22 protein-coding genes and 6 pseudogenes are annotated in these 26,173 nt (G+C 67.4%); 20 read left to right on the forward strand and 8 right to left on the reverse strand.

Going from position 1 to position 26,173, the window contains the following annotated elements:
• Positions 1-15: 15 nt before the first annotated feature.
• A complete protein-coding gene (locus tag BN4348_RS33920; RefSeq protein ID WP_066909110.1) occupies positions 16-1,110 on the forward strand; it encodes an anti-sigma factor RsbA family regulatory protein in 1,095 nt (364 codons plus the stop codon).
• A gap of 302 nt (positions 1,111-1,412) precedes the next feature.
• On the opposite strand, the gene BN4348_RS59885 is transcribed toward BN4348_RS33920, so the two are convergent.
• Positions 1,413-1,568, reverse strand: a complete 156-nt coding sequence (locus BN4348_RS59885; protein ID WP_160040290.1) for a hypothetical protein — start codon at positions 1,566-1,568, stop codon at positions 1,413-1,415.
• A gap of 346 nt (positions 1,569-1,914) precedes the next feature.
• On the opposite strand from BN4348_RS59885, the gene BN4348_RS33925 reads away from it, so the two are divergent.
• On the forward strand, positions 1,915-2,436 hold the full coding sequence (locus BN4348_RS33925; RefSeq protein WP_066909169.1) for a 2-isopropylmalate synthase: 522 nt from the start codon (positions 1,915-1,917) through the stop codon (positions 2,434-2,436).
• Here BN4348_RS33925 and BN4348_RS33930 read toward each other — a convergent pair.
• The gene (locus BN4348_RS33930; protein ID WP_066909113.1) at positions 2,433-3,914 is read right to left on the reverse strand and encodes a cytochrome P450; all 1,482 of its coding nucleotides are present in this window, start codon (positions 3,912-3,914) and stop codon (positions 2,433-2,435) included. The genes BN4348_RS33925 and BN4348_RS33930 overlap by 4 nt on opposite strands.
• A 202-nt stretch (positions 3,915-4,116) precedes the next feature.
• On the opposite strand from BN4348_RS33930, the gene BN4348_RS33935 reads away from it, so the two are divergent.
• Both BN4348_RS33935 and BN4348_RS33940 read left to right on the forward strand, forming a co-directional pair.
• On the forward strand, positions 4,117-4,686 hold the full coding sequence (locus BN4348_RS33935; RefSeq protein ID WP_084453958.1) for a TetR/AcrR family transcriptional regulator: 570 nt from the start codon (positions 4,117-4,119) through the stop codon (positions 4,684-4,686).
• 18 nt (positions 4,687-4,704) lie between these two features.
• Positions 4,705-5,610 (forward strand): SDR family oxidoreductase, encoded by a 906-nt coding sequence (locus BN4348_RS33940; RefSeq protein ID WP_066909119.1) that lies wholly within the window; start codon positions 4,705-4,707, stop codon positions 5,608-5,610.
• Here the strand turns inward: BN4348_RS33940 and BN4348_RS33945 are convergent.
• Positions 5,572-6,513: pseudogene (locus tag BN4348_RS33945) on the reverse strand (DNA polymerase IV); the annotation flags it as partial. The gene BN4348_RS33940 and the pseudogene BN4348_RS33945 overlap by 39 nt on opposite strands.
• Here BN4348_RS33945 and BN4348_RS33950 point away from each other — a divergent pair.
• From BN4348_RS33950 to BN4348_RS33980, 7 genes and pseudogenes are all read left to right on the forward strand, one after another.
• Positions 6,509-6,661, forward strand: a pseudogene (locus tag BN4348_RS33950) (FMN reductase); the annotation flags it as partial. The pseudogenes BN4348_RS33945 and BN4348_RS33950 sit on opposite strands and share 5 nt — an antisense overlap.
• A 529-nt stretch (positions 6,662-7,190) precedes the next feature.
• Complete coding sequence (locus tag BN4348_RS33955) at positions 7,191-7,430, forward strand: redoxin NrdH (protein WP_066909125.1); 240 nt, start codon at positions 7,191-7,193, stop codon at positions 7,428-7,430.
• Between the two features lie 26 nt (positions 7,431-7,456).
• Positions 7,457-7,912, forward strand: coding sequence for a class Ib ribonucleoside-diphosphate reductase assembly flavoprotein NrdI (gene nrdI / locus BN4348_RS33960; protein WP_066909128.1), 456 nt, complete (start codon positions 7,457-7,459; stop codon positions 7,910-7,912).
• The gene (gene nrdE, locus BN4348_RS33965) at positions 7,882-10,047 is read left to right on the forward strand and encodes a class 1b ribonucleoside-diphosphate reductase subunit alpha (protein WP_084453956.1); all 2,166 of its coding nucleotides are present in this window, start codon (positions 7,882-7,884) and stop codon (positions 10,045-10,047) included. Before nrdI ends, nrdE begins: the two co-directional genes overlap by 31 nt.
• Positions 10,048-10,135: 88 nt before the next feature.
• Positions 10,136-10,867 (forward strand): TetR/AcrR family transcriptional regulator, encoded by a 732-nt coding sequence (locus BN4348_RS33970; RefSeq protein WP_096866100.1) that lies wholly within the window; start codon positions 10,136-10,138, stop codon positions 10,865-10,867.
• A 117-nt stretch (positions 10,868-10,984) separates the two neighbouring features.
• Positions 10,985-12,523: a flavin-containing monooxygenase gene (locus BN4348_RS33975; protein WP_096866068.1), complete on the forward strand. Its 1,539-nt coding sequence runs from the start codon at positions 10,985-10,987 to the stop codon at positions 12,521-12,523.
• Between the two features lie 52 nt (positions 12,524-12,575).
• Entirely contained in the window at positions 12,576-13,034 is a 459-nt protein-coding gene (locus BN4348_RS33980; protein WP_066909137.1) for a universal stress protein, read from the forward strand.
• 4 nt (positions 13,035-13,038) lie between these two features.
• Here BN4348_RS33980 and BN4348_RS33985 read toward each other — a convergent pair whose 3' ends face one another.
• Genes BN4348_RS33985 through BN4348_RS33995 form a run of 3 tightly spaced genes read right to left on the reverse strand, consistent with a single transcriptional unit; the run spans position 13,039 to position 15,641 of the window.
• Entirely contained in the window at positions 13,039-13,596 is a 558-nt protein-coding gene (locus BN4348_RS33985) for a TetR/AcrR family transcriptional regulator (protein ID WP_066909140.1), read from the reverse strand.
• On the reverse strand, positions 13,580-14,026 hold the full coding sequence (locus tag BN4348_RS33990) for an SRPBCC family protein (protein ID WP_066909143.1): 447 nt from the start codon (positions 14,024-14,026) through the stop codon (positions 13,580-13,582). Before BN4348_RS33990 ends, BN4348_RS33985 begins: the two co-directional genes overlap by 17 nt.
• A 40-nt stretch (positions 14,027-14,066) precedes the next feature.
• Positions 14,067-15,641, reverse strand: a complete 1,575-nt coding sequence (locus tag BN4348_RS33995; RefSeq protein ID WP_066909146.1) for a phytoene desaturase family protein — start codon at positions 15,639-15,641, stop codon at positions 14,067-14,069.
• 105 nt (positions 15,642-15,746) lie between these two features.
• Here BN4348_RS33995 and BN4348_RS34000 point away from each other — a divergent pair, with 105 nt between their 5' ends.
• From BN4348_RS34000 to BN4348_RS34010, 3 genes are all read left to right on the forward strand, one after another.
• Positions 15,747-16,349, forward strand: coding sequence for a TetR/AcrR family transcriptional regulator (locus tag BN4348_RS34000; protein ID WP_160040293.1), 603 nt, complete (start codon positions 15,747-15,749; stop codon positions 16,347-16,349).
• A gap of 200 nt (positions 16,350-16,549) precedes the next feature.
• Entirely contained in the window at positions 16,550-17,524 is a 975-nt protein-coding gene (nrdF, locus tag BN4348_RS34005; RefSeq protein WP_211145652.1) for a class 1b ribonucleoside-diphosphate reductase subunit beta, read from the forward strand.
• 74 nt (positions 17,525-17,598) lie between these two features.
• Positions 17,599-18,012 (forward strand): DUF3349 domain-containing protein, encoded by a 414-nt coding sequence (locus tag BN4348_RS34010; RefSeq protein WP_066909152.1) that lies wholly within the window; start codon positions 17,599-17,601, stop codon positions 18,010-18,012.
• Here the strand turns inward: BN4348_RS34010 and BN4348_RS34015 are convergent.
• Both BN4348_RS34015 and BN4348_RS34020 read right to left on the reverse strand, forming a co-directional pair.
• Entirely contained in the window at positions 18,007-19,047 is a 1,041-nt protein-coding gene (locus BN4348_RS34015) for an NAD(P)-dependent alcohol dehydrogenase (protein WP_066909155.1), read from the reverse strand. The genes BN4348_RS34010 and BN4348_RS34015 overlap by 6 nt on opposite strands.
• 82 nt (positions 19,048-19,129) lie before the next feature.
• Positions 19,130-19,963 (reverse strand): annotated as a pseudogene (locus BN4348_RS34020) (iron-siderophore ABC transporter substrate-binding protein); the annotation flags it as partial.
• A 156-nt stretch (positions 19,964-20,119) separates the two neighbouring features.
• Between BN4348_RS34020 and ctaD the strand changes: the two are divergent.
• The 6 genes and pseudogenes from ctaD to BN4348_RS34050 all read left to right on the forward strand — a co-directional run.
• Complete coding sequence (ctaD, locus tag BN4348_RS34025; RefSeq protein WP_066909178.1) at positions 20,120-21,880, forward strand: aa3-type cytochrome oxidase subunit I; 1,761 nt, start codon at positions 20,120-20,122, stop codon at positions 21,878-21,880.
• Positions 21,881-21,895: 15 nt separating this feature from the next.
• Positions 21,896-23,131, forward strand: a complete 1,236-nt coding sequence (gene serB, locus BN4348_RS34030; RefSeq protein WP_066909161.1) for a phosphoserine phosphatase SerB — start codon at positions 21,896-21,898, stop codon at positions 23,129-23,131.
• Between the two features lie 59 nt (positions 23,132-23,190).
• Positions 23,191-24,033 (forward strand): annotated as a pseudogene (locus BN4348_RS34035) (ABC transporter ATP-binding protein); the annotation flags it as partial.
• A gap of 27 nt (positions 24,034-24,060) precedes the next feature.
• Positions 24,061-24,828: pseudogene (locus tag BN4348_RS34040) on the forward strand (NUDIX hydrolase); the annotation flags it as partial.
• Positions 24,825-25,496 (forward strand): annotated as a pseudogene (locus BN4348_RS34045) (enoyl-CoA hydratase); the annotation flags it as partial. The pseudogenes BN4348_RS34040 and BN4348_RS34045, both read left to right, overlap by 4 nt.
• Positions 25,497-25,518: 22 nt before the next feature.
• Positions 25,519-26,173: class I SAM-dependent methyltransferase (locus BN4348_RS34050; protein WP_066909164.1), on the forward strand; the 655-nt coding region annotated here is incomplete at its 3' end.

A 26,173-nucleotide genomic window follows, 5' to 3' on the forward strand; every position in this document is an offset into this window, starting at 1 on the left:
CAGGGGGTTGGCGTAGTGATCGACAGCGGTAGCGCTGGAATGTGGGGGGGATTGAAGGGCACGGAAGCCGGCCGCTCGGCTTTCGTCCATTCCGCGCTCCTATTCCGTTCGCAGCAGGACTATCTCGAATCCGTGGTTCGCTTCGTGCTCGACGGTCTGGCCGCCGACGAGGCGGTTCTGGTGGCGGTGCCCGACGACGCGCTGGCCCTCGTGCACGACGCCTTGTCGGGCTCGGTCGGCGGATTCACGGCCGAATTGCGCATGGCCGACATCGCCGAGGTCGGCCGCAACCCGAGCCGGTTCATGGCCACGGAGGGTTGCTTCGTCGACGAACATCCCGACCGGCGGGTGCGGATCGTGAGCCAGCTGGCCTGGCCGGGGCGCAGCGACGACGAGTTCGTCGCCTGCGTAGAGCACGAGGCGCTGGTCAACGACGCGCTCGACGGCTACCCGGTGACGAAGTTGTGCCTCTACGACGCGAGCCGGCTCGATGACCAGCTGCTGGCGGACGCCGGTGCGACACACCCCTTCCTGTGGCGCCGCGGTGCGCTGCAGCGCAGCCCCGAGTACGCGCCCGATGACGCCCTGCGGCGCTGCAACCGGCCGCTAGCCGCCCACCCGGGGGCCGTCACGTATACCGTCACGAAGTCGGCGGACCTCAGTCCGGCCCGGTCGTTCGCCGTCAACTACGCGGGCTGGGTGGGCATGTCCAAGGACGGGATCGACGATCTGCAACTGATCGCGACGGAGCTGGCCACCAACAGCCTGATGTATAGCGGCGGCGCCTGCCGGCTGGCCTTCTGGCGCCAAGACGAGCATCTGGTCTGCGAGGCGCGCGACACCGGACGGTTCGACGACCCGCTGGCCGGGCGCCTGGACCCGGGCCCGAGCGGGCCCGCCAGTCGGGGCCCGTACCTGGTGAACGCGATATCGGACCTGGTGCGCACCACCACCACCGNGCGCCTGGACCCGGGCCCGAGCGGGCCCGCCAGTCGCGGCCTGTACCTGGTCAACGCGATATCGGACCTGGTGCGCACACACACCACGTCTTCCGGGACGACGATCCAGGCCTATCTTCGGTTCGACCAGTCGCCGGGGCCGAACGGCTGACCTCGCCGTGGCTATTGAGTGGTGACCGTCCCGCCGCCGCGGGGCAGCGGGACCGGGCGTAACGACGCCGCGCACCCCGTCGCCGACACGGCGAACGTGGCGATCAACGCCGCCGCCACGGCTATTCGGGCCCTGCTTTTGCTTTTCGCGCTCACGACCGTGCCTTTCATTTACCAGTAGGCGCAGTTTGGTTTGCTGAGCCCACTGCCGTCAGATGCTATCGCCGTCGCCCCGGTTTGCGCGCCGATTCGGGTAATCGGGATGGGCGGTCAATGGGCTTTCAATTGGTGTTGGCCGCGTGGTTACCGGTCCGGGGCCGGCAGGGTAGCTGGTGGCGGTATGAACGTGCCGGGGTTGTGCGTCGCGCAGCCCGCGGCCAACGCGGCGAATAGTGCGGCCAATACCGCGGCGAGCACCCGAATCGGGCGAATTTTCTCGTCAGTTTTCTTCGCGTTCATCCGTGCCGCCTTTCATTTGCTGGAAGCCCGTGATTCGCGGACACCACCGCCATCAGATGTTATCGCTGTCACAGCGGCGCCGATAGCTTTTGGCTTGGGGGTGAAACGACGGCACGAGCATCGTTGTGCTCGGCCGCGAAAGCGCATGTCCGGCACGGGCGTATTCGGCCGCGCGAAATGAATTTGCGTTGCCGGCACGCCGGCGTCTATCGTCGCGCTCGTGCGTCTTCTTCAGCGTGCCGTAGTAGCCAGCACCCGCAGCGGGGTCTGATCCCAGACCGACCCCCCGCTGTGGGTCGGAAGCTACTACCGTCGGTCACCCCTCTTGCCAGAGAAGACCGAAATCATGTCTGTGTCCCCATCCCGTACCTCATCGGCGCGCGAGTGCCCGGCGGCCGCGTGGTTCGGCCACCACTTCGGCGCCGAGTTGCCGCGCGGTCTTCGGGAGGAGGCCGGCGCCATGTCCTGGGAGGCCTTCGTCGCCACCTACGGTCACAGTGCGGGCCCGGTCCGGCTGGGCCACTTCGCCTGCACCGACGCCGAGCGGCCGGCGGGGCGGCTCGGCCCGCAAGCCCGTAACTATCGGGCGACGATCGCCGTCGGCGATCAGCTCAGAACCTCCACGGCCGCCGCCAGCGGTCCGATCGCCGCGCTCACCGCGATGCTGCACGAGCGCGCGATCACGGTGGAAACGTTGAGATTTCACCAGCTGCGCTCGGGCGGCATCACCACGACGTTCATCCACGGCAGCAACGGGATTCGCGCCGAATGGGCGATGGGCCTCTCGGAGGACCCGACGCAGGCCGCGCTGCGCGCGGTGATCGCGTGCGCCAACCGACTGGCGGCCGGGCAGGGTGCGGCCGGCTAGATCGGTCGCAGCATGATCGGCATGCCGTCCTTGGGCACCGGCATGCCGCCGTAGTCCCACTCGGCCTTGTATCCCGCGCGGGGCAACTCGAGCCGATACCTGCGCAGCAGACGGTGCAGGATCGTCTTGATTTCCAGCTGCCCGAACACCATTCCGATGCACTTGTGCGCGCCGCCGCCGAACGGTGTGAACGCGTAGCGGTGCCGCTTGTGCTCGTTGCGCGGCTCGGTGAACCGCTCCGGGTCGAATTTCAGTGGGTCCGTCCACAATTCGGGCAGCCGGTGGTTCATGCCGGGGTAGGCGATGACGTTGGTGCCCTTCGGAATGTAGTAGCCCAGCAGGTCGGTGTCGCGGACCGTCTGGCGCATGGCCCACTGCACCGGCGTCACCAGCCGGATCGACTCGTTCATCACCAGGTCGAGTGACTCCAGCTTCTCGAGCGAGTCGATGTCGAGCGGCCCGGCGCCGAGCCGGTCGGATTCCTCGCGGCAGCGCTGCTGCCACTGTGGGTGCGCGGCCAGGTTGTAGGCCATCGTGGTGACCGTCGACGTCGACGTGTCGTGCGCGGCCATCATCAAAAAGATCATGTGGTTGACGATGTCCTCGTCGGAGAACTTGTTGCCGTCCTCGTCCTCGGTCTGACACAACACGGACAACAGGTCGGTGCCGGGGTTCGCGCGCTGTTCCTTGACCCGCTCGCGGAAGTAGTTCTCCAGGAGCTCGCGCGCCTTGAGACCGCGCCACCAGGTGAACGGCGGCACGGGCGTGCGGATGATCGCGTTGCCCGCTCGCGTGGTGATCGCAAACGCCTTGTTGACCTTGGTCACCAGTTCGTGGTCGGTGCCCGGCTCGTGCCCCATGAACACCATCGACGCGATGTCGAGCGTCAGCTCCTTCATCGCCGGGTAGAGCAAAAAGCGCGCGTCATTGGCCACCCAGTCGTTGGCGATCGTCTGGGACACCACCTGGTCCATCTGCTCGACGTAGCTGACCAGGCGGGACCGGACGAACGCCTCCTGCATGATCCGCCGGTGAAACAGGTGCTCTTCGAAGTCCAGCAGCATCAGGCCGCGGTGGAAGAACGGCCCGATCACCGGCACCCAGCCCTGCTGCGAGTAGTCCTTGTTGCGGTTGGAGTAGATGACCTGGGCGGCGTCCGGGCCCAGCGCGGCGATGCCCGGAAGCACGGGCGAGTCCCCGAAGATCACGGGCCCCTTGGTCTGGTACATGTGCAGCAGATAGTCCGGTCCGCCACGCAGCATCTCGATGATATGGCCGATGACCGGCAGGCCCGCGTCGCCGACGGCCGCCTTGAGCCCGCTGCCCGGCGGCGGCTCGGCGAGTTTGCGCTCCGGGAATTGCGTGTTCAGCAACCTGCGTTCGACCAACCCCATGCCGGGAAAGTTGTTGATCGACGGTGTAAACCGGCGCCGCGCCTGGTCGAGCAGGTAGTGCGGGGTGCTGATGGTGGCGGCCATTGAGGCTCCTTTGCGCTCCTGTGCAGGCCCGGGGGACGGGTGACAGCGGTCACTGATTCCCATCCTTCGGGAAAAACTTGACGGCTGTCAAGTTTGCTTTTCCGACGGCGTGGTGCAAGGTCGGGGGGTGAGCAGTGCCGCCAATCCGGGGCCGGGCGAACCGGGCGTGCGCCGGCGGGGCGACAAGCACCGGCAGGCGATCATGCAGGCGGTGCGCGACCTGCTCGAGGAAAAGCCGTTTGCGGAGCTGTCGGTCAGCACTATCAGCGAGCGGGCCGGCGTGGCCCGATCCGGCTTCTACTTCTATTTCGACTCCAAGTACTCGGTGCTGGCCCAGATCGTGGCCGACGCGACCGAGGAGCTCGAGGAGCTCACCCAGTACTTCGCGCCCCGTCAGCCGGGCGAGTCGCCGGAGCAGTTCGCCAAGCGGATGGTCCGCAGCGCCGCCGCGGTGTACGCGCACAACGACCCGGTGATGACGGCCTGCAACGTGGCCCGCTACACCGACATCGAGATTCGCGACATTCTCGAGCGGCAGTTCGAGGTGGTGCTCCGCCAGATCGCGGCGGTCGTCGACGCCGAGATGAAGGCCGGCACCGCCAACCCGATCAGCGACGACATCCCCACCCTGGTGCGCACCCTGGCGGGCACCACCTCGCTGATGCTGACGGGCGACTCCATCCTGGTTGGTCCCGAGGACGACGTGGAGCGCCGGGTCCGCGTGCTCGAGCAGCTGTGGCTGCATTCGCTCTGGGGCGGGGCTCAGGCGTAAGGCGGTAGGGTCACGGCCATGGCGAGCAGGCCTTCGGGGGGATATTTCACGGGCAAGCGGTGTCTGGTCACGGGCGCGGCCAGCGGCATCGGGCGCGCGACGGCCCTGCGGCTGGCCGCCGACGGCGCCGAGTTGTACCTGACCGACCGCAACGCCGACGGCCTCGAGTCGACGGTGGCCGACGCCCGGGCGCTCGGCGCGGCGGTGCCCGTCCACCGCGCGCTCGACATCTCCGACTACGGCCAGGTGGCGGCGTTGGCCGCCGACGTCCACGCGGGGCATCCGAGCATGGACGTGGTGCTGAACGTCGCCGGCGTGTCGGCGTGGGGCACCGTCGACCGCCTGACCCACCAGCAGTGGAGCACGATGATCGCGATCAACCTGATGGGTCCGATCCACGTCATCGAGACGTTCGTTCCGCCGATGGTGGCGGCCGGGCGCGGCGGGCACCTGGTCAACGTGTCGTCGGCGGCCGGGCTGGTCGCGTTGCCGTGGCACGCCGCCTACAGCGCGAGCAAGTTCGGCCTGCGCGGCCTGTCCGAGGTGCTGCGGTTCGACTTGGCGCGCCACCGCATCGGGGTGTCGGTCGTGGTGCCGGGCGCGGTGAAGACGCCGTTGGTGGACACGGTCGAGATCGCCGGCGTCGACCGCGAGGACCCCGGTGTCGCGCGCTGGGTGGACCGCTTCAGCGGTCACGCGGTGTCGCCGGAACGGGCGGCCGAGAAGATCCTGGCCGGCGTCGCAAAGAACCGGTACCTCATCTACACGTCGCCGGACATCCGCGCGCTGTACGCGTTCAAGCGGCTGGCGTGGTGGCCCTACAGCGTCGCGATGCGTCAGGTCAACGTGATCTTCACGCGTGCGCTGAAGCCCAGCCCGGCTCCGCTAGCCGGGCATCGCCAGCTCGAGTCGCACCCCGAGTAGCCGAATCGGGCGGTCCAGCTCGAAGAGGTCCAGGACGCGCAGGGCGGCGTCGGTGATGGTCTGCGGGTCGGTGGTGGGCGCTTCGAGCTTGCGAATCTTGGTGCGGGTGTAGAACGTGGCGGTCCGCACGGTGACGGCGACGCGGGTGACGATCCGCCCCGCCGCGCGCACGTCGTCCAGGGCGTGGCGCGCCAATGCCGTTACCGCGGCGTCCATTTCGGTGCGATCGGTGAGGTCGCGGGGAAAGGTGACGACGTGGCTGCGGGAGCGCGGGACCCATGGCTCGGCGCTGACGTCGGTGTCGCCACCGCCCTTGGCCAGCAGCAACAGCCACAGGCCGGTGCGCGGGCCGAACGCGGCCGTCAGCGCCTCCGCGTCGGCATGCGCAAGCTCCCGCACGGTGGTGATGCCAAGGGCCGCAAGCTTTTTCGCTTTCTTCGGCCCGACGCCCCACAACGCGTCGACCGGGCGGTCCGCCATCACCGTCATCCAGTTCGCGTCGGTGAGCGCAAAGACGCCGGCCGGTTTCGCGAAGCCGGTGGCGACCTTGGCCCGCTGCTTGTTGTCGCTGATGCCGACCGAGCACGACAGCCCGGTTTCCGACGCGATGACCGTCCGGATCTGCTCGGCGACCTCGGTGGGGTCTTCGCCTGACACGCCCAGGTAGGCCTCGTCCCAGCCCCACACCTCGACCGGGTGGCCCAGGTCGCGCAGCAGGCCCATCACCTCGGCGGACGCGGCGTCGTAGGCGGCCGGATCGGACGGGAGGAAGGTGGCCCCCGAGTTTGGCGGGCAGCGGCGCGCGGCCGTGCGCAACGGCATGCCCGCGTGCACGCCGAACTCCCGGGCCTCGTACGAGGCGCAGGTGACCACCTTGCGCGGTTCGGCCGGGTCGCCGCTNTCGTTCGGGATCGCGGGCGCCCGGGTGGTCGACTCGATCAAACTCTCGGTGCCGTTCAAAACCCTCGACGGCAGGACGCCCGCCGAACACCCCGAGCTGACGGCGAACGTGCGCGACGTCGTCGGCAAGCTCGCCGCCGAAGTGGGCTGAATTTAGCGACAACGAACAAGCCGTCCGCCGGCCACCAGCAGCATTTCGGTAACCGGATAGCCAAAGCCGCCAGCTCGCGCTGGCGGCTTTGCTGGCCGCCCGGTGGCCGCGGCCGCGGGATCGCGATCGTGCCGGCGCTGTCGGTGGCCGGTGATATACCGGTGCGCGTGGAACTCCCTGATCGCATTGTGACCTGCGACACGCCGGGCGTGTCCCGGGCGGAGGCCTTACGACCAGCGAATTTCAAAATTGTTATTCCGAACATCTTGTATCTGGACAACTTGTCGGCCACTAGGTGTAGTGTTTCGAGCACCGGCAGATCCCAGGATCCCCAGGCTGGCCGGGCTTGGGGGACCTCCCCGAATCGGCTCGAAGATGTCGAAGCAAGCTGCTCCGACGCGGACCGCCGCACGACGGGAAGGTGGGGCCCTGACGGGCCGCCGAACACAGCGAAGACAGAGTTTGTTGCAGTACCCCAGTAGTTGCCAGTCCGTAACACGTCCCCACCTTCCGCAAAGGAGCGGCATCCATGAGCATCACCGTGTACACCAAGCCGGCGTGCGTGCAGTGCAGCGCGACCTTCAAGGCCCTGGACAAGCAGGGCATCGCTTATCAGAAGGTGGACATCACGCTGGACGCGGAGTCGCGGGACTACGTGATGGCGCTGGGGTACCTGCAGGCACCCGTGGTGGTGGCGGGCAACGACCACTGGTCGGGCTTCCGGCCGGATCGCATCAAGGCCCTCGCCGGGTCGGCGCTCAGCGCGTAGGCAGAACGTCAGGTAAGGAGGTTGCGGTGCAAGCGCGCAACCTGGTCTATTTCTCCTCCGTGTCGGAGAACACTCACCGCTTCGTGCAGAAGCTGGGTGTTCCCGCCACGCGGATACCGCTGCACGGGCGCATCGAGGTCGATGAGCCGTACGTCCTGATCCTGCCGACCTACGGCGGCGGCCTTCGCAACCCGGGCCTCGCTGACATGGAGCGCGGGGGCTACGTCCCCAAGCAGGTCATCGCTTTTTTGAACAACGAGCACAACCGGTCGTTGATCCGTGGCGTCATCGCGGCGGGCAACAACAACTTCGGGGCCGAATTCGCCTACGCGGGCAACGTCATCTCCCGCAAGTGCGACGTCCCCTACCTCTACCGCTTCGAACTGATGGGGACCCCGGACGACGTGGATGCCGTCCGCGCCGGTCTCGCCGAATTCTGGAAGGAACAGACGTGCCACCAACCGTCACTGCAGAGCCTGTAGCCGCCGGCACGCATGCGTCGTCCGACGAGACGGACTACCACGCTCTGAACGCGATGCTGAACCTGTACGACAAGGACGGCAGGATTCAGTTCGACAAAGACGTTCTGGCCGCACGTCAGTACTTCCTCGAGCACGTCAACCAGAACACGGTGTTCTTCCACAACCAGGACGAGAAGCTCGACTACCTGATTCGTGAGAACTATTACGAGCGTGAGGTTCTCGACCAGTACTCGCGCAACTTCGTCAAGGAGCTGCTGGACCGCGCCTACGCCAAGAAGTTCCGGTTCCCGACGTTTCTCGGCGCGTTCAAGTACTACACCTCCTACACGCTGAAGACGTTCGACGGGAAGCGCTACCTGGAGCGCTTCGAGGACCGGGTCGTCATGGTCGCGCTGACCCTGGCGTCCGGCGACACCGGCCTGGCCGAGAAGCTGGTCGACGAGATCATCGACGGGCGGTTCCAACCGGCCACCCCGACGTTTCTGAACTCCGGCAAGAAGCAGCGCGGCGAGCCGGTGAGCTGCTTTTTGCTGCGCATCGAGGACAACATGGAGTCGATCGGGCGATCGATCAACTCCGCGCTGCAGCTGTCCAAGCGCGGCGGGGGAGTCGCGTTGCTGCTGAGCAACATTCGCGAGCACGGCGCGCCGATCAAGAACATCGAGAACCAGTCCTCCGGCGTCATCCCCATCATGAAGCTGCTCGAGGATTCGTTCTCCTACGCCAATCAGCTGGGGGCGCGCCAGGGGGCGGGCGCGGTGTATCTGCACGCCCATCACCCCGACATCTACCGCTTCCTGGACACCAAGCGGGAGAACGCCGACGAGAAGATCCGGATCAAGACGCTGAGCCTGGGCGTGGTGATCCCCGACATCACCTTCGAGCTGGCCAAGCGCAACGAGGACATGTACCTGTTCTCGCCGTACGACGTCGAACGGGTCTACGGGCTGCCGTTCGCCGACATCTCGGTCACCGAGAAGTACTACGAGATGGTCGACGACGCGCGCATCCGCAAGACGAAGATCAAGGCGCGGGAATTCTTCCAGACGCTGGCGGAGCTGCAGTTCGAGTCCGGCTATCCGTACATCATGTACGAGGACACGGTGAACCGGGCCAATCCCATCGAGGGCAAGATCACGCATTCGAACCTGTGCTCGGAGATCCTGCAGGTGTCCACGCCGTCGCTGTTCAACGAGGACCTGTCCTATGCCAAGGTGGGCAAGGACATTTCGTGCAACCTCGGTTCGCTGAACATCGCCAAGGCGATGGACTCGCCGGACTTCGCCCAGACGATCGAGGTGGCCATCCGCGCGCTGACCGCGGTGAGCGACCAGACCCACATCACGTCGGTGCCGTCAATCGAGCAGGGCAACAACGATTCCCACGCGATCGGGCTGGGGCAGATGAACCTGCACGGCTACCTGGCGCGCGAGGGCATCTTCTACGGGTCCGAGGAAGGCGTCGACTTCACCAACATCTACTTCTACACGGTGCTGTATCACGCCCTGCGGGCCTCGAACCGCATCGCGATCGAACGCGGCACCCACTTCAAGGGGTTCGAGCGCTCCAAGTACGCCTCGGGGGAGTTCTTCGACAAGTACACCGAGCAGGTCTGGGAGCCCGCGACCGAGAAGGTGCGTCGGCTGTTCGCGGACGCGGACATCCGCATCCCGACGCAGGACGATTGGAAGCGGCTGAAGGAGTCGGTCCAGGCCAACGGCATCTACAACCAGAACCTGCAGGCGGTGCCGCCGACCGGGTCGATCTCCTACATCAACCACTCGACGTCGTCGATTCACCCCATCGTGTCGAAGGTCGAGATCCGCAAGGAGGGCAAGATCGGGCGGGTCTACTACCCGGCGCCCTACATGACCAACGACAACCTGGAGTACTACCAGGACGCCTACGAGATCGGTTACGAGAAGATCATCGACACCTACGCCGCGGCCACCCAGCACGTGGACCAGGGGTTGAGCCTGACGCTGTTCTTCAAGGACACCGCCACCACCCGCGACGTGAACAAGGCGCAGATCTACGCCTGGCGCAAGGGAATCAAGACGCTGTACTACATCCGCTTGCGGCAGATGGCGCTGGAGGGCACCGAGGTCGAGGGCTGCGTCTCCTGCATGCTGTAGGCGGGTCGAGCTCTCGCCGACCGTGCAGCCTGCCGTGGCGGAGCCAGTCTGCCCAGGTCAGCGGGTGCTACGCGGTATGGTGCTTGATGTGGTGAGAATTCCCCGACCGCCGCACCCCAGCGTGAAGCCCGGGGTCAAGGTCGACGCGCGCAGCGAACGGTGGCGCGAACACCGCAAGAAGGTGCGCGGCGAAATCGTCGAGGCGGCGTTTCGCGCCATCGACCGGCTGGGGCCCGACCTGAGCGTGCGGGAGATCGCCGAGGAGGCCGGCACCGCCAAGCCCAAGATCTACCGGCACTTCCACGACAAGTCCGACCTGTTCCGGGCGATCGGGGAGCGCCTGCGCGACATGTTGTGGGGGGCGATCTTCCCGTCGATCGACCTGAAGACCGACTCGGCGCGCGAGGTGATCCACCGGGCCGTCGAGGAGTACGTCGTCCTGGTCGACAAGCACCCGAATGTGCTGCGGGTCTTCATTCAGGGCCGGTCGGCGGCCAGCCCGCAGATCCTCGACGAGGGCCGCGGCATCACCCTGGCCGTGGCCGACATGTTCGACAACGAGCTGCGGGAGATGGAGCTGGACCACGCGGCGATCGAGCTGGCCGGGCACGCCGCGTTCGGCTCGGCCGCCTCGGCCACCGACTGGTGGTTGGGCCCCGACGCCGACAGCCCGCGGCGGATGCCGCGCGAGCAATTCGTCGCCCACCTGACGACGATCATGATGGGGGTCCTCGTCGGCACGGCCGAGGCGCTCGGCATCTCGCTGGACCCTGACCAGCCGATCCACAGCGTCGTGCCCAGCAACCCCGCCGCGAGCTGAGGACTTTCGGCACGTTGACATCGGTCCGGGGATCGTCGACACTCGTGCCATCCGATACCCTGGGTACTGGGTATTTGCGGGAGCTAACAGGAAGACCGATCCACCGTGACCGATGCCATGACACATGTCGAGCCGACTGCGACGCGCGAACCGGTGCATACCCGCGCCCTGATCATCGGGACCGGCTTCTCCGGTCTCGGCATGGCGATCGCACTGCAAAAGCAGGGCGTGGACTTCGTCGTTCTGGAGAAGGCCGGCGACATCGGGGGCACCTGGCGAGATAACAGCTACCCCGGCTGCGCCTGCGACATCCCGTCCCACCTGTACTCGTTTTCGTTCGAACCCAAGCCGGACTGGCGCAACCCGTTCTCCTACCAGCCCGAGATCTGGGACTACCTGCAGGGCGTCACCGACAAGTACGGGTTGCGCCGCTACATCGTGTTCAACTCCCTGGTGGATCGCGGCCACTGGGACGACGACGAGAATCGGTGGCACGTGTTCACCGCCGACGGCCGCGAATACGTCGCGCAGTTCCTGATTTCCGGCGCGGGCGCGCTGCACATCCCGGCGTTCCCCGACATCGAGGGTCGCGACGAATTCGCCGGTCCGGCTTTCCATTCCGCGGAGTGGGACCACAACGTCGACCTGACCGGCAAGCGCGTGGCGATCATCGGCACCGGCGCCAGCGCGATCCAGATCGTGCCCGAGATCGTCGGTCAGGTCGCCGAGTTGCAGCTCTACCAGCGCACCCCGCCGTGGGTGGTGCCGCGCTCCAACCCGGACCTCCCGCCGGCGCTGCGCCGGGCCATGGAGAACGTCCCCGGGCTGCGCGCCCTGACGCGTCTGGGGATCTACTGGGCCCAGGAGGCGCTGGCCTTCGGCATGACCAAGCGGCCGAACGCGCTGAAGTTCATCGAGGCCTACTGCAAATACAACATTCGCCGCTCGGTGAAGGACCGCGAGCTGCGCCGCAAGCTGACGCCGCATTACCGCATCGGGTGCAAGCGAATCCTGAACTCCTCCACCTATTACGGTGCGGTCGCGGACCCCAAGACCCAACTGATCACCGATCCCATCAGCCGCATCACGCCCGACGGGATCGTGACCGCCGACGGCCGGGAGCGTAAGGCGGACGTGATCGTCTACGCCACCGGCTTCCACGTCACCGACTCCTACACCTACGTCCAGATCAAGGGCCGGCACGGGGAGGACCTGGTCGACCGCTGGAACCGCGAGGGCATCGGCGCGCATCGCGGCATCACCGTGGCCGACGTGCCCAACCTGTTCTTCCTGCTGGGACCCAACACCGGGCTGGGGCACAACTCGGTGGTGTTCATGATCGAATCGCAGATCCACTACGTCGCCGACGCGATCAAGACCTGCGACAAGATGGGCGCGCAGGCGCTCGCGCCCACCCGCGAGGCGCAGGACCGCTTCAACGACGAACTGCAAGAGAAGCTTTCGCACTCGGTGTGGAACAGCGGCGGCTGCAGCAGCTGGTATTTGGACGAGCACGGCAAGAACACCGTGCTGTGGGGCGGCTACACGTGGCAGTACTGGCGGGCGACGCGAGGGGTCAAGCCCGAGGAGTACCGGTTCTTCGGGGTGGGCAGCGCGCGCGGTCGCAAGGATCTAAGCGCCGCCGGGCAGGCATAAACCGAGTTCAGGCTCCCTAAGCCGGCGCGCCGGGATTTACACTGGGAGGGAAATGAGCGCCTATCAGACCGTCGTGGTCGGCACCGATGGCTCGGATTCGTCGCTGCGAGCGGTGGATCGCGCGGCCGCGATCGCCGCGGAGCACGGCGCGACATTGATCATTGCGACCGCGCATCCTCCCGTCCCCGTGGAAAAGGGCCGCTACGCCATCCCGCCGGGCAGCGACCACGGTAAGGACTACCGGACCGTGGGCGAGGCGCCTTTCTACGCGATCCTGCAGAACGCCAGGGAGCGGGCGCACCAAGCCGGGGCCAGGAACGTCGAGGAGAAGCCGATCGTCGGTGCCCCCATCAACGCGCTCGTGCAGCTCGCCGAGGAGATCTGTGCCGACCTGCTCGTCGTCGGCAACGTCGGGCTCAGCAGCGTCGCCGGGCGGCTGCTGGGATCGGTCCCCTCCGAAGTCTCCCGCAGGGCCCGCACCGACGTGCTGATCGTCTACACCACCGGCTGAGCCCCTACGACGTCGGGCCGTGCCCGCGTAGCAGCCGGATGAAAGCGCCTGCGGCGGCGTCCACGCCGGCGTCGTCATCGGTGGCCACCAGGTCCAGTAGCAGGCCGCGGGTGACGGCCAGCCCGAGCCTGGCCATCGCGCCGTCGTAGGCAACATCGGCGGCGGCCGACTCGACCTCGCGAAGCCAGCCATCGACGGCGCCGGGAACCATTCGCGTGAACGGCTTTTCGCCCTGGGCCGCGCGCGAATAACACTCGAAGAAGAGGCGTTCGAGCTGGCGCAGTTCGGGCCGGCGCAGGTCGGCCCACATCGCGGCGAATCCGTCGGCCGGATCCTCCGGCAAGCCGGGGACGAGGGCCATCTGGCGGCGCTCGGCCTCCTCGACGATCGCGATCAGCAGGTCTTCTCGAGAACCGAAGTGGTGCAACAGCATCCGATGGCTGGTGCCGACCGCGGCGGCGACGTCGCGGAGCGACCGGTTGCCGATGCCGTTCGCGGCGAACTCATCGAACAGCGCATCCAGTAGTTCGCGGCGCCGCTCGGTGTCAGGCGTGCGGGCCATCGGCGCGGCTGAGTTGCTCAGACCGGGCCTTGAGGCCTTGGGCCTCCATCGCGAGGAAGCGCTTGGTCCGCTTGACCGTCAATTTCCCGACGAGCCCGCCGAGGACGCCCCGTTGATCGAGTTCCTGGCGCACGAGGGTGCGTCCGCCGGGCAGGGCGGTGACGTAGTGGCGGGCGGTCACCAGCACGCCGGGCGAGCGGCACGCCCACGTCCAGGAGGTGCCGGGATCAATGTCGGCGACCGTCCAGATCAGCTTCTGCAGGCCGGGTTGCTTGATTGCGAATCGCCTGCCGACGGCCAGCGTGGATCCGTCCTGCCCGGTCAGCGACGTCACCGACGCGGTCCACTCGGGCCAGCGCTCGACGTCGCTGAAAACGTCCCACACGAGCTGCGGCGGCGCGTCAATCTCGATGCTGTCCTGATTAAACATGTACCAAATGGTACATAAAACGGCCGGTTCTGCCTAGGCCCTAGGCGACACGGGCGTTGAGGTGCGTGAGGGCAGCCTCGGCGCCGTTCCAGCCGGGGATGCCGGTCACCCCCGGGCCGGGGTGGGTGCACTGGCCGCACAGGAAGAGCCCGTCGACCGGCGTGGCGAATTTGTCGGCGCCCTCGACAACGCGGCCCGTCCACAGCTGGTTGGGCTGCAGCAGGCCGTGGGAGTAGTCGCCGGCGTGTGCGCTGAAGGTGCTGCCGAAGTAGCGGTTGGAGAACACGACGCGGTTGGTGACGGAATCGGCGAACCCGGGCGCGAACGTGTCGAAGATGCGCACGCAGGTGTCGGCGTATTGCTCCTTCCAGCTGCGGTTTTCGTCGGCGTCCAGGCCGGTGGGGAAGTAGGGCGTGAAAATCGTTGCGCTGTGCTTGCCTTCGGGCGCCAGCGACGAGTCGACCATGCTGGGAATGTACAGATAGGTGGGCGGGGCGTCGGGAAGCTGGCCCTTGCGGTATTGCTCCCACGCGTCGCTGATGTACTCCGGCGACGGCGCGTAGGCGACGGTGGGACACCATTTCCCGTTGTCGTGCATGTAGGGCTGCAGCCGCTCGATCCATTGCGGCGCTTGGTCAATGGTCAGGTGGGCCTGGATGTACCCGAGGTTGAAGTTGATTTCCTTGATCTTGCGGATGTAGTCGGGCGGAAAGTTCTGCGCGCCGGCCAGATTCACAAAGGTGGTGTAGGGGTCGAGCGACGAGAGCACGGCGTCGGCCGAAATCGTTGTGCCGTCGCGAAGTTGGACGCCGGTGGCGCGCCCGTCGGTGACCAGGACCTGCTTCACGTGCTGCTTCAGCTGCACCTCGGCGCCCAACGCTTGGGCGCGGCGGCACAGCGCGGCGCTCAGGGCGCCGATGCCGCCGCGGGGCATGATGTATTCGACGTTGCCGCCGCCGATCAGGTAGTGATACAGCGTCGAGGCATTCGAGCCCGGGGTCCAGGGTCCGCCGTCGAAGGCGTCGATGGACATCGCCGCCAGCGAACCCTGGATGCAGCGGGCCTGGTCGGGCGCCAGGAAGCGCCGGACGGTGTCCATCGTGCTGCCGTACCACATCTGGGCGAAATCGTGGCGGTCTTCGGGTGTGGGCTGGGAGGCGATCACCTCGATGATGTCCAGCGGGGGCCCGAACGCCGAGTCGACGAAATACGGTGCGAATCGGCCGATGTGGGCGAAGAGGCCGCCGAGGGCCGCCGCGGTGTCGGCGCCGTGGTCGTCGAGCAGATGCCGCGCCATGCGTTCCAGGTCGTTGTACATCACGAACGGGGTGTCGGCGGCGTCGCCGAACGTGCACGTGGATGTCCACTGATCCATCAGCTCGAAGCCCCACTTGGTGAGCTCCAGGCGTTCGGTCATCTCCTGGCGCCAGATCAGCACCGCCCACGCGCCGACGCTGTGCTTGTATCCGTCGAAGAGTTCGCGGGTGGCGGCCATCCCGCCGAGGAAGTTGGCCCTTTCCAGGACAAGAACTTTCGCGCCGCCCTTGGCCAGTACGTTCGCGGCGACCAGGCCGTTGTGACCCGCTCCGATGATGATCGCGTCGTAGTCCGCCATGCCGATCCGCCTCCGATCCTCGGGGAGTCAATCCCCGCTCGACCGGCACAATGTCATAACTGACATTGTTGCGTCAATAGTGACATTTCGGGCATGCTGAGGATCGTGGAAACCCGTGGAGCGCGCACGCGCCGGGCGCTGCACCGGGCGGCGATGCGCCGCTTCGTCGCCAACGGCGTGCACCAGACCAGCGTCGCCGACATCGCCGCCGACGTCGGGGTCACCGAGCGGACCTTCTACCGGCACTTCCTGTCCAAGCACGCGGTGCTCTTCGCCGACTACGACATCGGGTTCGAATGGTTCGCCCGCGCCCTGGCGCTGCGCCCGCACGGCGAACCCATCACCCAGTCGGTGCGAAAGGCCGTGGACGCCTTCCCCTTTGATTTCGCGATGGTCCGCGACGCCGCTACGATCCGGTCGCGCGACTTCGACCAGGACATCATCACCGGCCACATTCGGCGGCTTCGCGATCAGCTCGCCGCCGAGATCCAGCGCTTCATCAGGCGGCGGTCGTCACCCACCGCCGACGGCGAAATGATCGCCGACATCGCGGCGCACAGCCTGGCCACCGCGGTGTTCGTCGCGCTGGAAACGTGGATGGCCAAGGGCGTGCAGGACACCGACGAGCTGAGTCGGCTGACCGACATGGCGCTGAGAGCGCTGGAAGACGGCCTCACCGACACGTTGCGTAAGGCCGGGCTGGATTGAGGCGGCGCTGTCGGACGCGCCGAGCGTGTTCTGAGGGCGGAATATTCGCCGGATTTTCGCCGTGAGTGCACGCTCGGGGAAGGGCACCGGCCGCGACACGGCAAACACAACTTGTTGTGTTCCGCCGCCATGTCGTACCCCAGGGGTAGTGTCTGAAGTCTGAATACCGCAGGCAAAACGGCGTGTGAAGTGGGGTTCTGGTGACCGAGAACATGAAGCTGATTGACCGCGTTTCGGCGATCAACTGGAACCGGCTGCAAGACGACAAGGACGCCGAGGTCTGGGACCGGCTGACGGGCAATTTCTGGCTGCCCGAAAAGGTGCCGGTGTCCAACGACCTCCCGTCGTGGGGAACGCTGACCGCCGGCGAGAAGCAGCTGACGATGCGGGTGTTCACCGGGCTGACGCTGCTGGACACCATCCAGGGCACGGTCGGGGCGGTCAGCCTGATTCCCGACGCGCTGACCCCGCACGAAGAGGCCGTCTACACCAACATCGCGTTCATGGAGTCGGTGCACGCCAAGAGCTACAGCTCGATCTTTTCCACGCTGTGCTCGACGGCCGAGATCGACGACGCCTTCCGCTGGTCGGAGGAAAACCCCAACCTGCAGCGCAAGGCCGAGATCGTCATGCAGTACTACCGCGGCGACGAACCGCTGAAGCGCAAGGTGGCCTCCACGCTGCTGGAGAGCTTCCTGTTCTACTCCGGGTTCTATCTGCCGATGTACTGGTCGAGCCGGGCCAAGCTCACCAACACCGCCGACATGATCCGGCTCATCATCCGCGACGAGGCCGTGCACGGCTACTACATCGGCTACAAGTTCCAGCGGGGCCTGGCGCTGGTCGACGACGCCAAGCGCGCCGAGCTCAAGGACTACACCTACGAGCTGCTCTTCGAGCTCTACGACAACGAGGTGGAATACACCCAGGATCTCTACGACGAGGTCGGGCTGACCGAGGACGTCAAGAAGTTCCTGCGCTACAACGCCAACAAGGCGCTGATGAACCTGGGCTACGAGGCGCTGTTCCCGCGCGACGAGACCGACGTCAACCCGGCGATCCTGTCGGCGCTGTCACCCAACGCCGACGAGAACCACGACTTCTTCTCCGGCTCCGGCTCGTCGTACGTGATCGGCAAGGCCGTCGTCACCGAGGACGAGGACTGGGACTTCTAAGCCCTCGATGAACGGCGCATGAATTGTGGGTCCGCCGCGACGCCGCGCGAGTGCGCCGACGTGAGACTTATGACGTGACTTCAACCCACGCTTCGCACAAGCACGCCAAGTTTCTCAAGTCGGTGATCCGTTGGCTGGACGTCGGGTACCCCCAGGGCGTCCCCGGGCCGGACCAGGTGGCGTTGTTCGCCCTGCTCAAGAGCACACCGCTGACCCAGGATCAGCTCGAAGAAGTGGTGCACAACATCATCAGCAAGCACAAGGCCGAGGGCGACGGCACCGTCGGCCGCGACGAGATCGAAGAGTTCATCGCACAGACCACCCACCGCGACCCCGGCCGGGAGGACATCATCCGGGTGGCGGCCACCCTGGCCGCCGCCGGCTGGCCGTTGGCCGGCATCGACGTCAGCGAAGTCTGTCCGGGCGACGACCATGCCGAGGCCGCCGAAGAGGTTGCGTGCCAAGGCGTCTCGAAAGCCCCGTCATAGCTTGGAGATGTCGATCACGAAGCGGTAGCGCACGTCGCTGGCAAGGACCCGCTCGTAGGCCTCGTTGATGTAGTCGGGCTCGATGACCTCGATCTCCGGTGTCACGCCGTGCTCGGCGCAGAAGTCCAGCATCTCCTGCGTCTCGGCGATCCCGCCGATGTTGGACCCGGACAGGCTGCGCCGCGCCAGGGCCAGCGGGAAAGCGTGCACCTGCATGGGGTGCTCGGGGATGCCCAGCTCGACGAGCGTGCCGTCGACGTCGAGCAGGCCCACATAGTCGTCGAGCTTCAGGTTCGCCGAGACGGTGTTGAGGATCAGGTCGAAGCTGCCGCGCAGCTTCTTGAAGGTGTCCGGGTCGGCCGTCGCATAGTAGTTGCTGGCGCCCAGCCGCAGCCCGTCCTCCATCTTCTTCAGCGACTGCGACAGCACCGTCACCGGCGCGCCCATCGCGGCGCCCAGCTTCACGCCCATGTGCCCCAGGCCGCCCAGGCCGATGATCGCCAGCCGCGTGTCGGGCCCGGCCTTCCAGTGCCGCAGCGGGGAAAACAGCGTGATGCCGGCGCACAGCAGCGGCGCCGCCTTGTCCAGCGGCAGCGAGTCCGGGATGCGCAGAACGAAGTTTTCGTCGACGACGATCGCCTGGCTGTAGCCGCCCTGCGTCGGCGTGCCGTCCTTGTCGGTGGAGTTGTAGGTGAAGGTCGCACCCGGCTTGCAGTACTGCTCGAGCCCGGCCTTACAGCTGCTGCATTCGCCGCAGGAGTTGACCATGCAGCCCACGCCGACGTGGTCGCCCAGCTTGTACTTGGTGACCTGGGGGCCGACCGCGGACACGACGCCGGCGATCTCGTGGCCCACCACCACGGGGTAATTCGGCGTGCCCCATTCGCCTTTGGCGGTGTGGATGTCGGAGTGGCAGATCCCGGCGAACTTGATGTCGATCGCGACGTCGCGCGGGCCGGGCTCGCGGCGGGTGATGGTGGTCTTCGTCAGCGGTTCGGTCGCCGAGGTGGCGGCGTACGCCGAAACTGTGCTCATGGAATATCCCTCTTTGATCTCGATGCGTCCTAGAGAAGTTTAGCTAAGGTAATATTCTCGGGCCACTTGCCCCCTCGGGCGGCTAGTTTATCGGCGCGTTGACCAGGCGCAGGTCGTCGACGACGCCGCGGGCCGCGATCAGGCCCTCGCCGGTTTGCCACACCTCGTCGTTGACGACGTACACCCGATTGTCGCGATTGGCGGACAGCCTGCGCCACGGGTTGCTGTCCAGCACGGCGGCGGCGCGGTCGGCGGCGGCCGGGGTGGCGCACGACACGTAGACCACGTCGGCGTCGGCGGCCGACAGGTCCGGGTTTTTGGCGAGATCGGCGTCGGTGGCGGGAATCTCGATGTAGGCCTTGTCGGTGAACCGCTGGGCGGCCGGGCGATCCACCCCGACCGCGCCGAGCACGCTCGCCGGGAAGTTGCTGGCCCCGTAGACCCGGATGGCGCCGGTGGTCAGCTGCACGATCGACGCCTGGAAATGGGACGCGTCGTGGCTGCTGCCGATCTGGGTGGCCCGCTGGATAAAGCCCTTGATCAGCGCGTCGGTCGCGGCGGTGCGTGCGGTGGCCGCCCCCACGCCGCGCACGTTGTCCTGCCAGGCCGCGCCGGGCGCCGCCGTGAACACCGTGGGCGCGATCGCGGCGAGCTGCGGGTACAGCTTGGGGGTCAACCCCTCCGAGCCCAGGATCAGGTCGGGGTGGGCCGCGGCGATGCCAGCCAGGTCGGGGTTGCTGCGGGTCCCGACGCCGGGCAGGCCGTGCACCGCGCTGCCCAGGTAGGCGGGCTGCCCCGACGCGCCGTCCGGCAGCGCGGCGGCGACCACCCGCGATTGCAGGCCGAGCGCGCACAGGGCGTCGAGCTGGTCCCCGGAGAGCACCACGATGCGCCGCGGCTCGGCGGGGACCGCGACCNGCCTCCCCAGCACGCGTTTCACGCTAACATTCGGCGACTTCGGCGCCATTTACGACAGTTTGTAGGACTGCCCCTGACGGGGAGTTCCAAGGGGGCTAAGATTCGGAGTCAATACTGGGTTCGGGCCCTGTCCGACGATGTTTTGGAGGAGCTGTTGACAGCCGAAGCCCCCCCGCTGGGAGAACTCGAGGCCGTCCGTCCGTACCCGGCCCGGACCGGTCCCAAAGGGAACCTTGTCTACAAGCTGATCACCACGACCGATCACAAGATGATCGGCATCATGTACTGCGTCGCCTGCTTCATCTTCTTCTTCCTGGGTGGGCTGCTGGCGCTGCTGATGCGCACCGAGCTGGCGGCGCCGGGACTGCAGTTCCTGTCGAATGAACAGTTCAACCAGCTGTTCACCATGCACGGCACGATCATGCTGCTGTTCTATGCCACCCCGATCGTGTTCGGCTTCGCCAACCTGGTGCTGCCGCTGCAGATCGGCGCGCCCGACGTCGCCTTCCCGCGGCTCAACGCCTTCTCGTTCTGGCTGTTCTTGTTCGGCGCCACCATGGGGGCCGCCGGCTTCATCACGCCGGGCGGGGCCGCCGACTTCGGCTGGACCGCCTACACGCCGCTGAGCGACGCCGTCCACTCGCCCGGCCCCGGGGGGGACTTGTGGATCATGGGGCTGATCGTCGCGGGTCTGGGCACCATCCTGGGCGCGGTCAACATGATCACCACCGTGGTCTGCATGCGCGCGCCCGGCATGACGATGTTCCGGATGCCGATCTTCACCTGGAACATCCTGGTGACGTCGATCCTGGTGCTGATCGCGTTCCCCTTGCTGACCGCGGCGCTGTTCGGCCTGGCCGCCGACCGGCACCTGGGGGCGCACGTCTACGACCCGGCCAACGGCGGGGTCCTGTTGTGGCAGCACCTGTTCTGGTTCTTCGGTCACCCCGAGGTGTACATCATCGCGCTGCCGTTCTTCGGGATCGTCTCGGAGATCTTCCCGGTGTTCTCCCGCAAGCCGATCTTCGGTTACACCACCCTGGTCTACGCGACGCTGTCGATCGCCGCGCTGTCGGTCGCGGTGTGGGCACACCACATGTTCGCCACCGGAGCCGTTCTGCTGCCGTTCTTTTCGTTCATGACGTATTTGATCGCGGTGCCCACCGGGATCAAGTTCTTCAACTGGATCGGCACGATGTGGAAGGGCCAGTTGACCTTTGAGACGCCGATGCTGTTCTCGGTGGGCTTCGCGGTCACCTTCCTGCTGGGCGGCCTGACCGGCGTGCTGCTGGCCAGCCCGCCGCTGGACTTCCACGTCACCGACACCTACTTCGTGGTCGCGCACTTCCACTACGTGCTGTTCGGCACGATCGTGTTCTCCACCTTCGCCGGGATCTATTTCTGGTTCCCAAAGATGACCGGCCGGCTGCTGGACGAGCGGCTGGGCAAGTTGCACTTCTGGCTGACGTTTATCGGCTTCCACACCACGTTCCTGGTGCAGCACTGGTTGGGCGACATGGGCATGCCGCGTCGGTACGCCGACTACCTGGCCACCGACGGGTTCCAGCCGCTCAACATCGTCTCGACGGTCGGCGCCTTCATCCTGGGCGCCTCGATGTTCCCGTTCGTCTGGAACGTCTTCAAGAGCTGGCGCTACGGCGAGGTCGTGACCGTCGACGACCCGTGGGGCTACGGCAACTCCTTGGAGTGGGCGACCAGCTGCCCGCCGCCGCGCCACAACTTCACCGAGCTGCCCCGGATCCGTTCGGAGCGACCGGCGTTCGAGTTGCATTACCCGCACATGGTGGAACGGCTGCGTTCCGAGGCACACGTGGGGCGCCACGCCACGGCGCTCGAGTCGCCGAAGGGATTCGGGCCGCGGACCGAAGCGGATCGCTCCACTGCCGAGCAGTAGCGGCGGCAGCAGGGAGTGAACTCTCCAGCCAAGGTGTCGGTGTTGATCACCGTCACCGGCGTGGATCAGCCGGGCGTCACCTCAGCGCTCTTCGAGGTGCTGTCGCGACACGGGGTCGAGCTGCTCAATGTCGAACAGGTGGTGATCCGTGGCCGCCTGACGCTGGGGGTGCTGCTGTGCTGTCCGCCGGGGGTCGCCGACGGCGGCGTCTTGCGCGGTGACGTCGAATCCGCCGTCCGCGGGATGGGCCTGGACGTCAGCATCGAGCGCAGCGACGACGTGCCGGTCATCCGGGATCCGTCGACCCACACCGTGTTCGTGCTCGGGCGGCCGATCACGGCGCGGGCGTTCGGCGCGGTGGCCCGGGAACTCGCGGCGCTCGGCGTCAACATCGACCTCATCCGCGGCGTCTCCGACTATCCCGTCACCGGCCTGGAGCTGCGGGTGTCCGCGCCGCCGCTGGCCGACGGCGCGCTGCGCAACGCGCTGACCCGGGTGGCCGCCGACGAGGGCGTCGATGTCGCGGTCGAGGAGTACAGCCTGGAACGGCGCGCCAAAAGGCTCGTCGTGTTCGACGTCGATTCCACGCTGGTGCAGGGCGAGGTCATCGAGATGCTGGCGGCCCGGGCGGGGGCCCAGGGTGCGGTCGCCGCGATCACCGAGGCCGCGATGCGCGGCGAGCTGGATTTCGCGCAGTCGCTGCAGCAGCGGGTGGCGACGCTGGAGGGCCTGCCGGCCACCGTGATCGACGAGGTCGCCGAGCAGCTGGAACTGATGCCCGGCGCGCGGACCACCATACGAACGTTGCGGCGCTTGGGTTTTCACTGCGGCGTGGTCTCCGGAGGGTTCCGGCGGATCATCGACCCGCTGGCCAAGGAGCTGATGCTGGACTACGTCGCCGCCAACGAGCTGGAGATCGTCGACGGGAAACTGACCGGCCGGGTCGTCGGGCCGATCGTCGATCGGGCCGGCAAGGCGGCGGCGCTGCGGGAATTCGCGGAGCAGGCCGGGGTGCCGATGGCGCAGACCGTCGCGGTCGGCGACGGCGCCAACGACATCGACATGCTGGCCGCCGCGGGGCTGGGCGTGGCGTTCAACGCCAAGCCGGCGTTGCGGGAGGTCGCCGACGCGTCGTTGAGCCATCCCTACCTGGACACCGTCCTGTTCCTGCTGGGCGTGACGCGCGGGGAGATCGAGGCCGCCGACGCGGTCGACGGCCAGGTGCGCCGGGTGGAGATCCCGCCGGATTAACCCGCGAGGGTCGGTGACCCCCCACGTCTTCGGGGGGCGCGGTACGGCACGATGGTCGGGTGCTCGACAACGGAAGCCAAACCAGCGAGGCAGCCGACCCCGACCTGCTGATCGACTTCAGGAACGTGTCGCTGCAGCGCGGCGGACGCGTCCTGGTCGGGCCGCTGGATTGGGCGGTGGAACTCGACGAACGCTGGGTGATCATCGGGCCCAACGGCGCCGGCAAGACGTCGTTGCTGCGCATCGCCGCGGCCAGCGAGCACCCGTCGTCGGGCGTGGCGTTCGTCCTCGGCGAGCGGCTGGGGCGGGTCGACGTTTCCGAGTTGCGTTCGCGGATCGGGCTGAGTTCGTCGGCCCTGGCGCAGCGGATCCCCACCGACGAACTGGTGCGCGACCTCGTCGTCTCGGCGGGCTACGCGGTGCTGGGTCGATGGCGGGAGCGCTACGAGGACGTCGACTATCAACGGGCCATCGACATGCTGGAAAGCCTTGGCGCCGAGCACCTCGCGGACCGCACCTACGGCACGCTGTCGGAGGGCGAGCGCAAGCGCGTGCTGATCGCCCGCGCCTTGATGACCGACCCCGAACTGCTGCTGCTCGACGAGCCCGCGGCCGGCCTGGACCTGGGCGGCCGGGAGGAGTTGGTGGCCCGGCTGGCCGATTTGGCGGCCGACCCCGATGCGCCCGCGCTGGTACTGGTCACGCATCACGTGGAGGAGGTTCCGCCCGGCTTCAGCCACTGCATGCTGCTGTCGGAGGCCAAGGTGGTCGCCGCCGGCCTGCTGCCCGACGTGCTGACCGCCGAGAACCTGTCCGCCGCGTTCGGCCAGTCCATCGCCCTCGACGTCGCCGACGGGCGGTACTTCGCCCGCCGCGTCCGCACCCGCGCAGCCCACCGGAGGCCCTGTCTCTTATACCCATNCCCGGGCGGCATAGCGGTCTTCCTGATGCGCCGGCACGCCCGGATGGAGTTCGCCGCGGGGACGATGGTGTTTCCCGGCGGCGGCGTCGACGACCGGGACCGCAACGCCGACCTGGAACGACGGGGGGCCTGGGCCGGGCCGTCGCCCCAGTGGTGGGCGCAGCGGTTCGGCGTCGAAGCCGACCTGGCCGAGGCCCTGGTCTGTGCCGCCGCCCGGGAGACGTTCGAGGAGTCGGGGGTGCTCTTCGCGGGCCCGGCCGGCCAGGCCGAATCGGCACCGAACAGTATCGTCGGCGATGCCTCGGTGTACGCCGATGCCCGCCGCGCGCTGGCCGACGGGACGCTGTCGTTCGCCGATTTCCTGCGCCGTGAAAACCTGGAACTGCGTTCCGACCTGCTGCGGCCCTGGGCCAACTGGGTCACCCCGGAGGCCGAGCGCACCCGCCGCTATGACACGTATTTCTTCGTCGGGGCCCTGCCGGCGGGGCAGCGGGCCGACGGGCGAAACACCGAGTCCGACCACGCCGGCTGGACCACGCCGCAGGCCGCGATCGACGACTTCGCCGCCGGCCGGTGCTTCCTGCTGCCGCCGACCTGGACCCAGCTGGACTCGCTGGCCGGTCGCAGTGTCGCCGACGTGCTGGCCGTCGAGCGCCAGATCGTCACGGTGCAGCCGCACCTCGAAATCCAGGGTGACAACTGGGTTTTCGAGTTCTTCGATTCCGACCGCTACCACCGGGCCCGCGAGGCGGGCGGGATGGGGTGGCGGCATTGAGGGAGTTCGTCAGCGTCGTGGTCAGCGACGGGACGCGGGACGCCGGCCTGGCCATGCTGCTCGTCTCGCGGCCACCCACGAACGCGATGACCCGGCAGGTCTACCGCGAGATCGTCTCCGCGGCCGACGAGCTGGGTCGCCGTGACGATGTCGCCGCCGTGATCCTCTTCGGCGGCCACGAAATCTTCTCCGCGGGCGACGACATGCCGGAGCTACAGACGCTGACCGCGCCGGAGGCCGAGGCCGCGGACCGGGTGCGCCGGCAGGCCGTCGACGCCGTGGCGGCGATCCCGAAGCCGACGGTGGCCGCGATCACCGGGTACGCGCTGGGCGCCGGCCTCACGCTGGCGCTGGCCGCCGACTGGCGGGTCAGCGGCGACAACGTGAAGTTCGGCGCGACCGAGATCCTGGCCCGCCGTGCCCCGGGCGGCGGGGGAATGGCGCGGCTGGCCCGGGTGGCCGGGGCGAGCAGGGCCAAGGAGCTGGTGTTCAGCGGGCGGTTCTTCGACGCCGGGGAGGCCCTGGCACTGGGGCTGATCGACGAGATGGTGGCCCCCGATGACGTCTACGACGCCGCCGCGGCGTGGGCGCGCCGCTTCCTGGAGGGGCCGCGGCACGCGCTGGCCGCCGCCAAGGCGGGAATCAATGCCGTTTTCGGTCCGCCGCCCCCAGCCGATTAGGCTGCCCTGCATGACGACGAGTTCGACCGACGCCGTTCCCAACCCGCACGCCACCGCTGAGCAGGTGGAGGCCGCCCGGCACGACAGCAAGCTCGCCCAGGTGCTCTACCACGACTGGGAGGCCGAGACCTACGACGAAAAGTGGTCGATCTCCTACGATCAGCGCTGCATCGACTACGCGCGGGACTGCTTCGATTCAATCCTGCCCGAAGACGCCATTTCTGAGCTGCCCTACGACCGCGCCCTCGAATTGGGCTGTGGGACCGGCTTTTTCCTGCTCAACCTGATCCAGTCGGGGGTCGCCCGGCGCGGGTCGGTCACCGACCTGTCGCCCGGCATGGTCAAGGTCGCCACCCGCAACGGCCAGGCGCTCGGCCTGGACATCGACGGGCGCGTCGCCGACGCCGAGGGCATCCCGTACGACGACAACACCTTCGATCTGGTGGTGGGCCACGCCGTGCTGCACCACATCCCCGACGTCGAGCTGTCGCTGCGCGAGGTGGTCCGTGTACTGCGCCCCGGCGGCCGGTTCGTCTTCGCCGGCGAGCCGAGCAACGCCGGCGAGGTCTACGCGCGCGCGCTGTCCACGCTGACCTGGCGGGTCGTCACGAACGCCACCAAGCTGCCGGGCCTGGGCGGCTGGCGGCTGTCTCTTATTCCCATCT

The organism is Mycobacterium interjectum (assembly GCF_900078675.2).
Classification (GTDB): Bacteria; Actinomycetota; Actinomycetes; order Mycobacteriales; family Mycobacteriaceae; genus Mycobacterium; species Mycobacterium interjectum.

Bases quoted from the DNA above. Each gene is read 5' to 3' on its own strand.
- BN4348_RS33980 (WP_066909137.1), top strand. From the start codon at position 12,576: ATGAGCGCCTATCAGACCGTCGTGGTCGGCACCGATGGCTCGGATTCG.
- BN4348_RS33940 (WP_066909119.1), top strand. From the start codon at position 4,705: ATGGCGAGCAGGCCTTCGGGGGGATATTTCACGGGCAAGCGGTGTCTG.
- BN4348_RS33935 (WP_084453958.1), top strand. From the start codon at position 4,117: ATGCAGGCGGTGCGCGACCTGCTCGAGGAAAAGCCGTTTGCGGAGCTG.
- BN4348_RS33985 (WP_066909140.1), bottom strand. From the start codon at position 13,596: ATGGCCCGCACGCCTGACACCGAGCGGCGCCGCGAACTACTGGATGCG.
- BN4348_RS34015 (WP_066909155.1), bottom strand. From the start codon at position 19,047: ATGAGCACAGTTTCGGCGTACGCCGCCACCTCGGCGACCGAACCGCTG.
- BN4348_RS33930 (WP_066909113.1), bottom strand. From the start codon at position 3,914: ATGGCCGCCACCATCAGCACCCCGCACTACCTGCTCGACCAGGCGCGG.
- BN4348_RS33975 (WP_096866068.1), top strand. From the start codon at position 10,985: ATGACACATGTCGAGCCGACTGCGACGCGCGAACCGGTGCATACCCGC.
- BN4348_RS33925 (WP_066909169.1), top strand. From the start codon at position 1,915: ATGTCTGTGTCCCCATCCCGTACCTCATCGGCGCGCGAGTGCCCGGCG.
- BN4348_RS59885 (WP_160040290.1), bottom strand. From the start codon at position 1,568: ATGAACGCGAAGAAAACTGACGAGAAAATTCGCCCGATTCGGGTGCTC.
- BN4348_RS33990 (WP_066909143.1), bottom strand. From the start codon at position 14,026: ATGTTTAATCAGGACAGCATCGAGATTGACGCGCCGCCGCAGCTCGTG.
- BN4348_RS33955 (WP_066909125.1), top strand. From the start codon at position 7,191: ATGAGCATCACCGTGTACACCAAGCCGGCGTGCGTGCAGTGCAGCGCG.
- BN4348_RS33995 (WP_066909146.1), bottom strand. From the start codon at position 15,641: ATGGCGGACTACGACGCGATCATCATCGGAGCGGGTCACAACGGCCTG.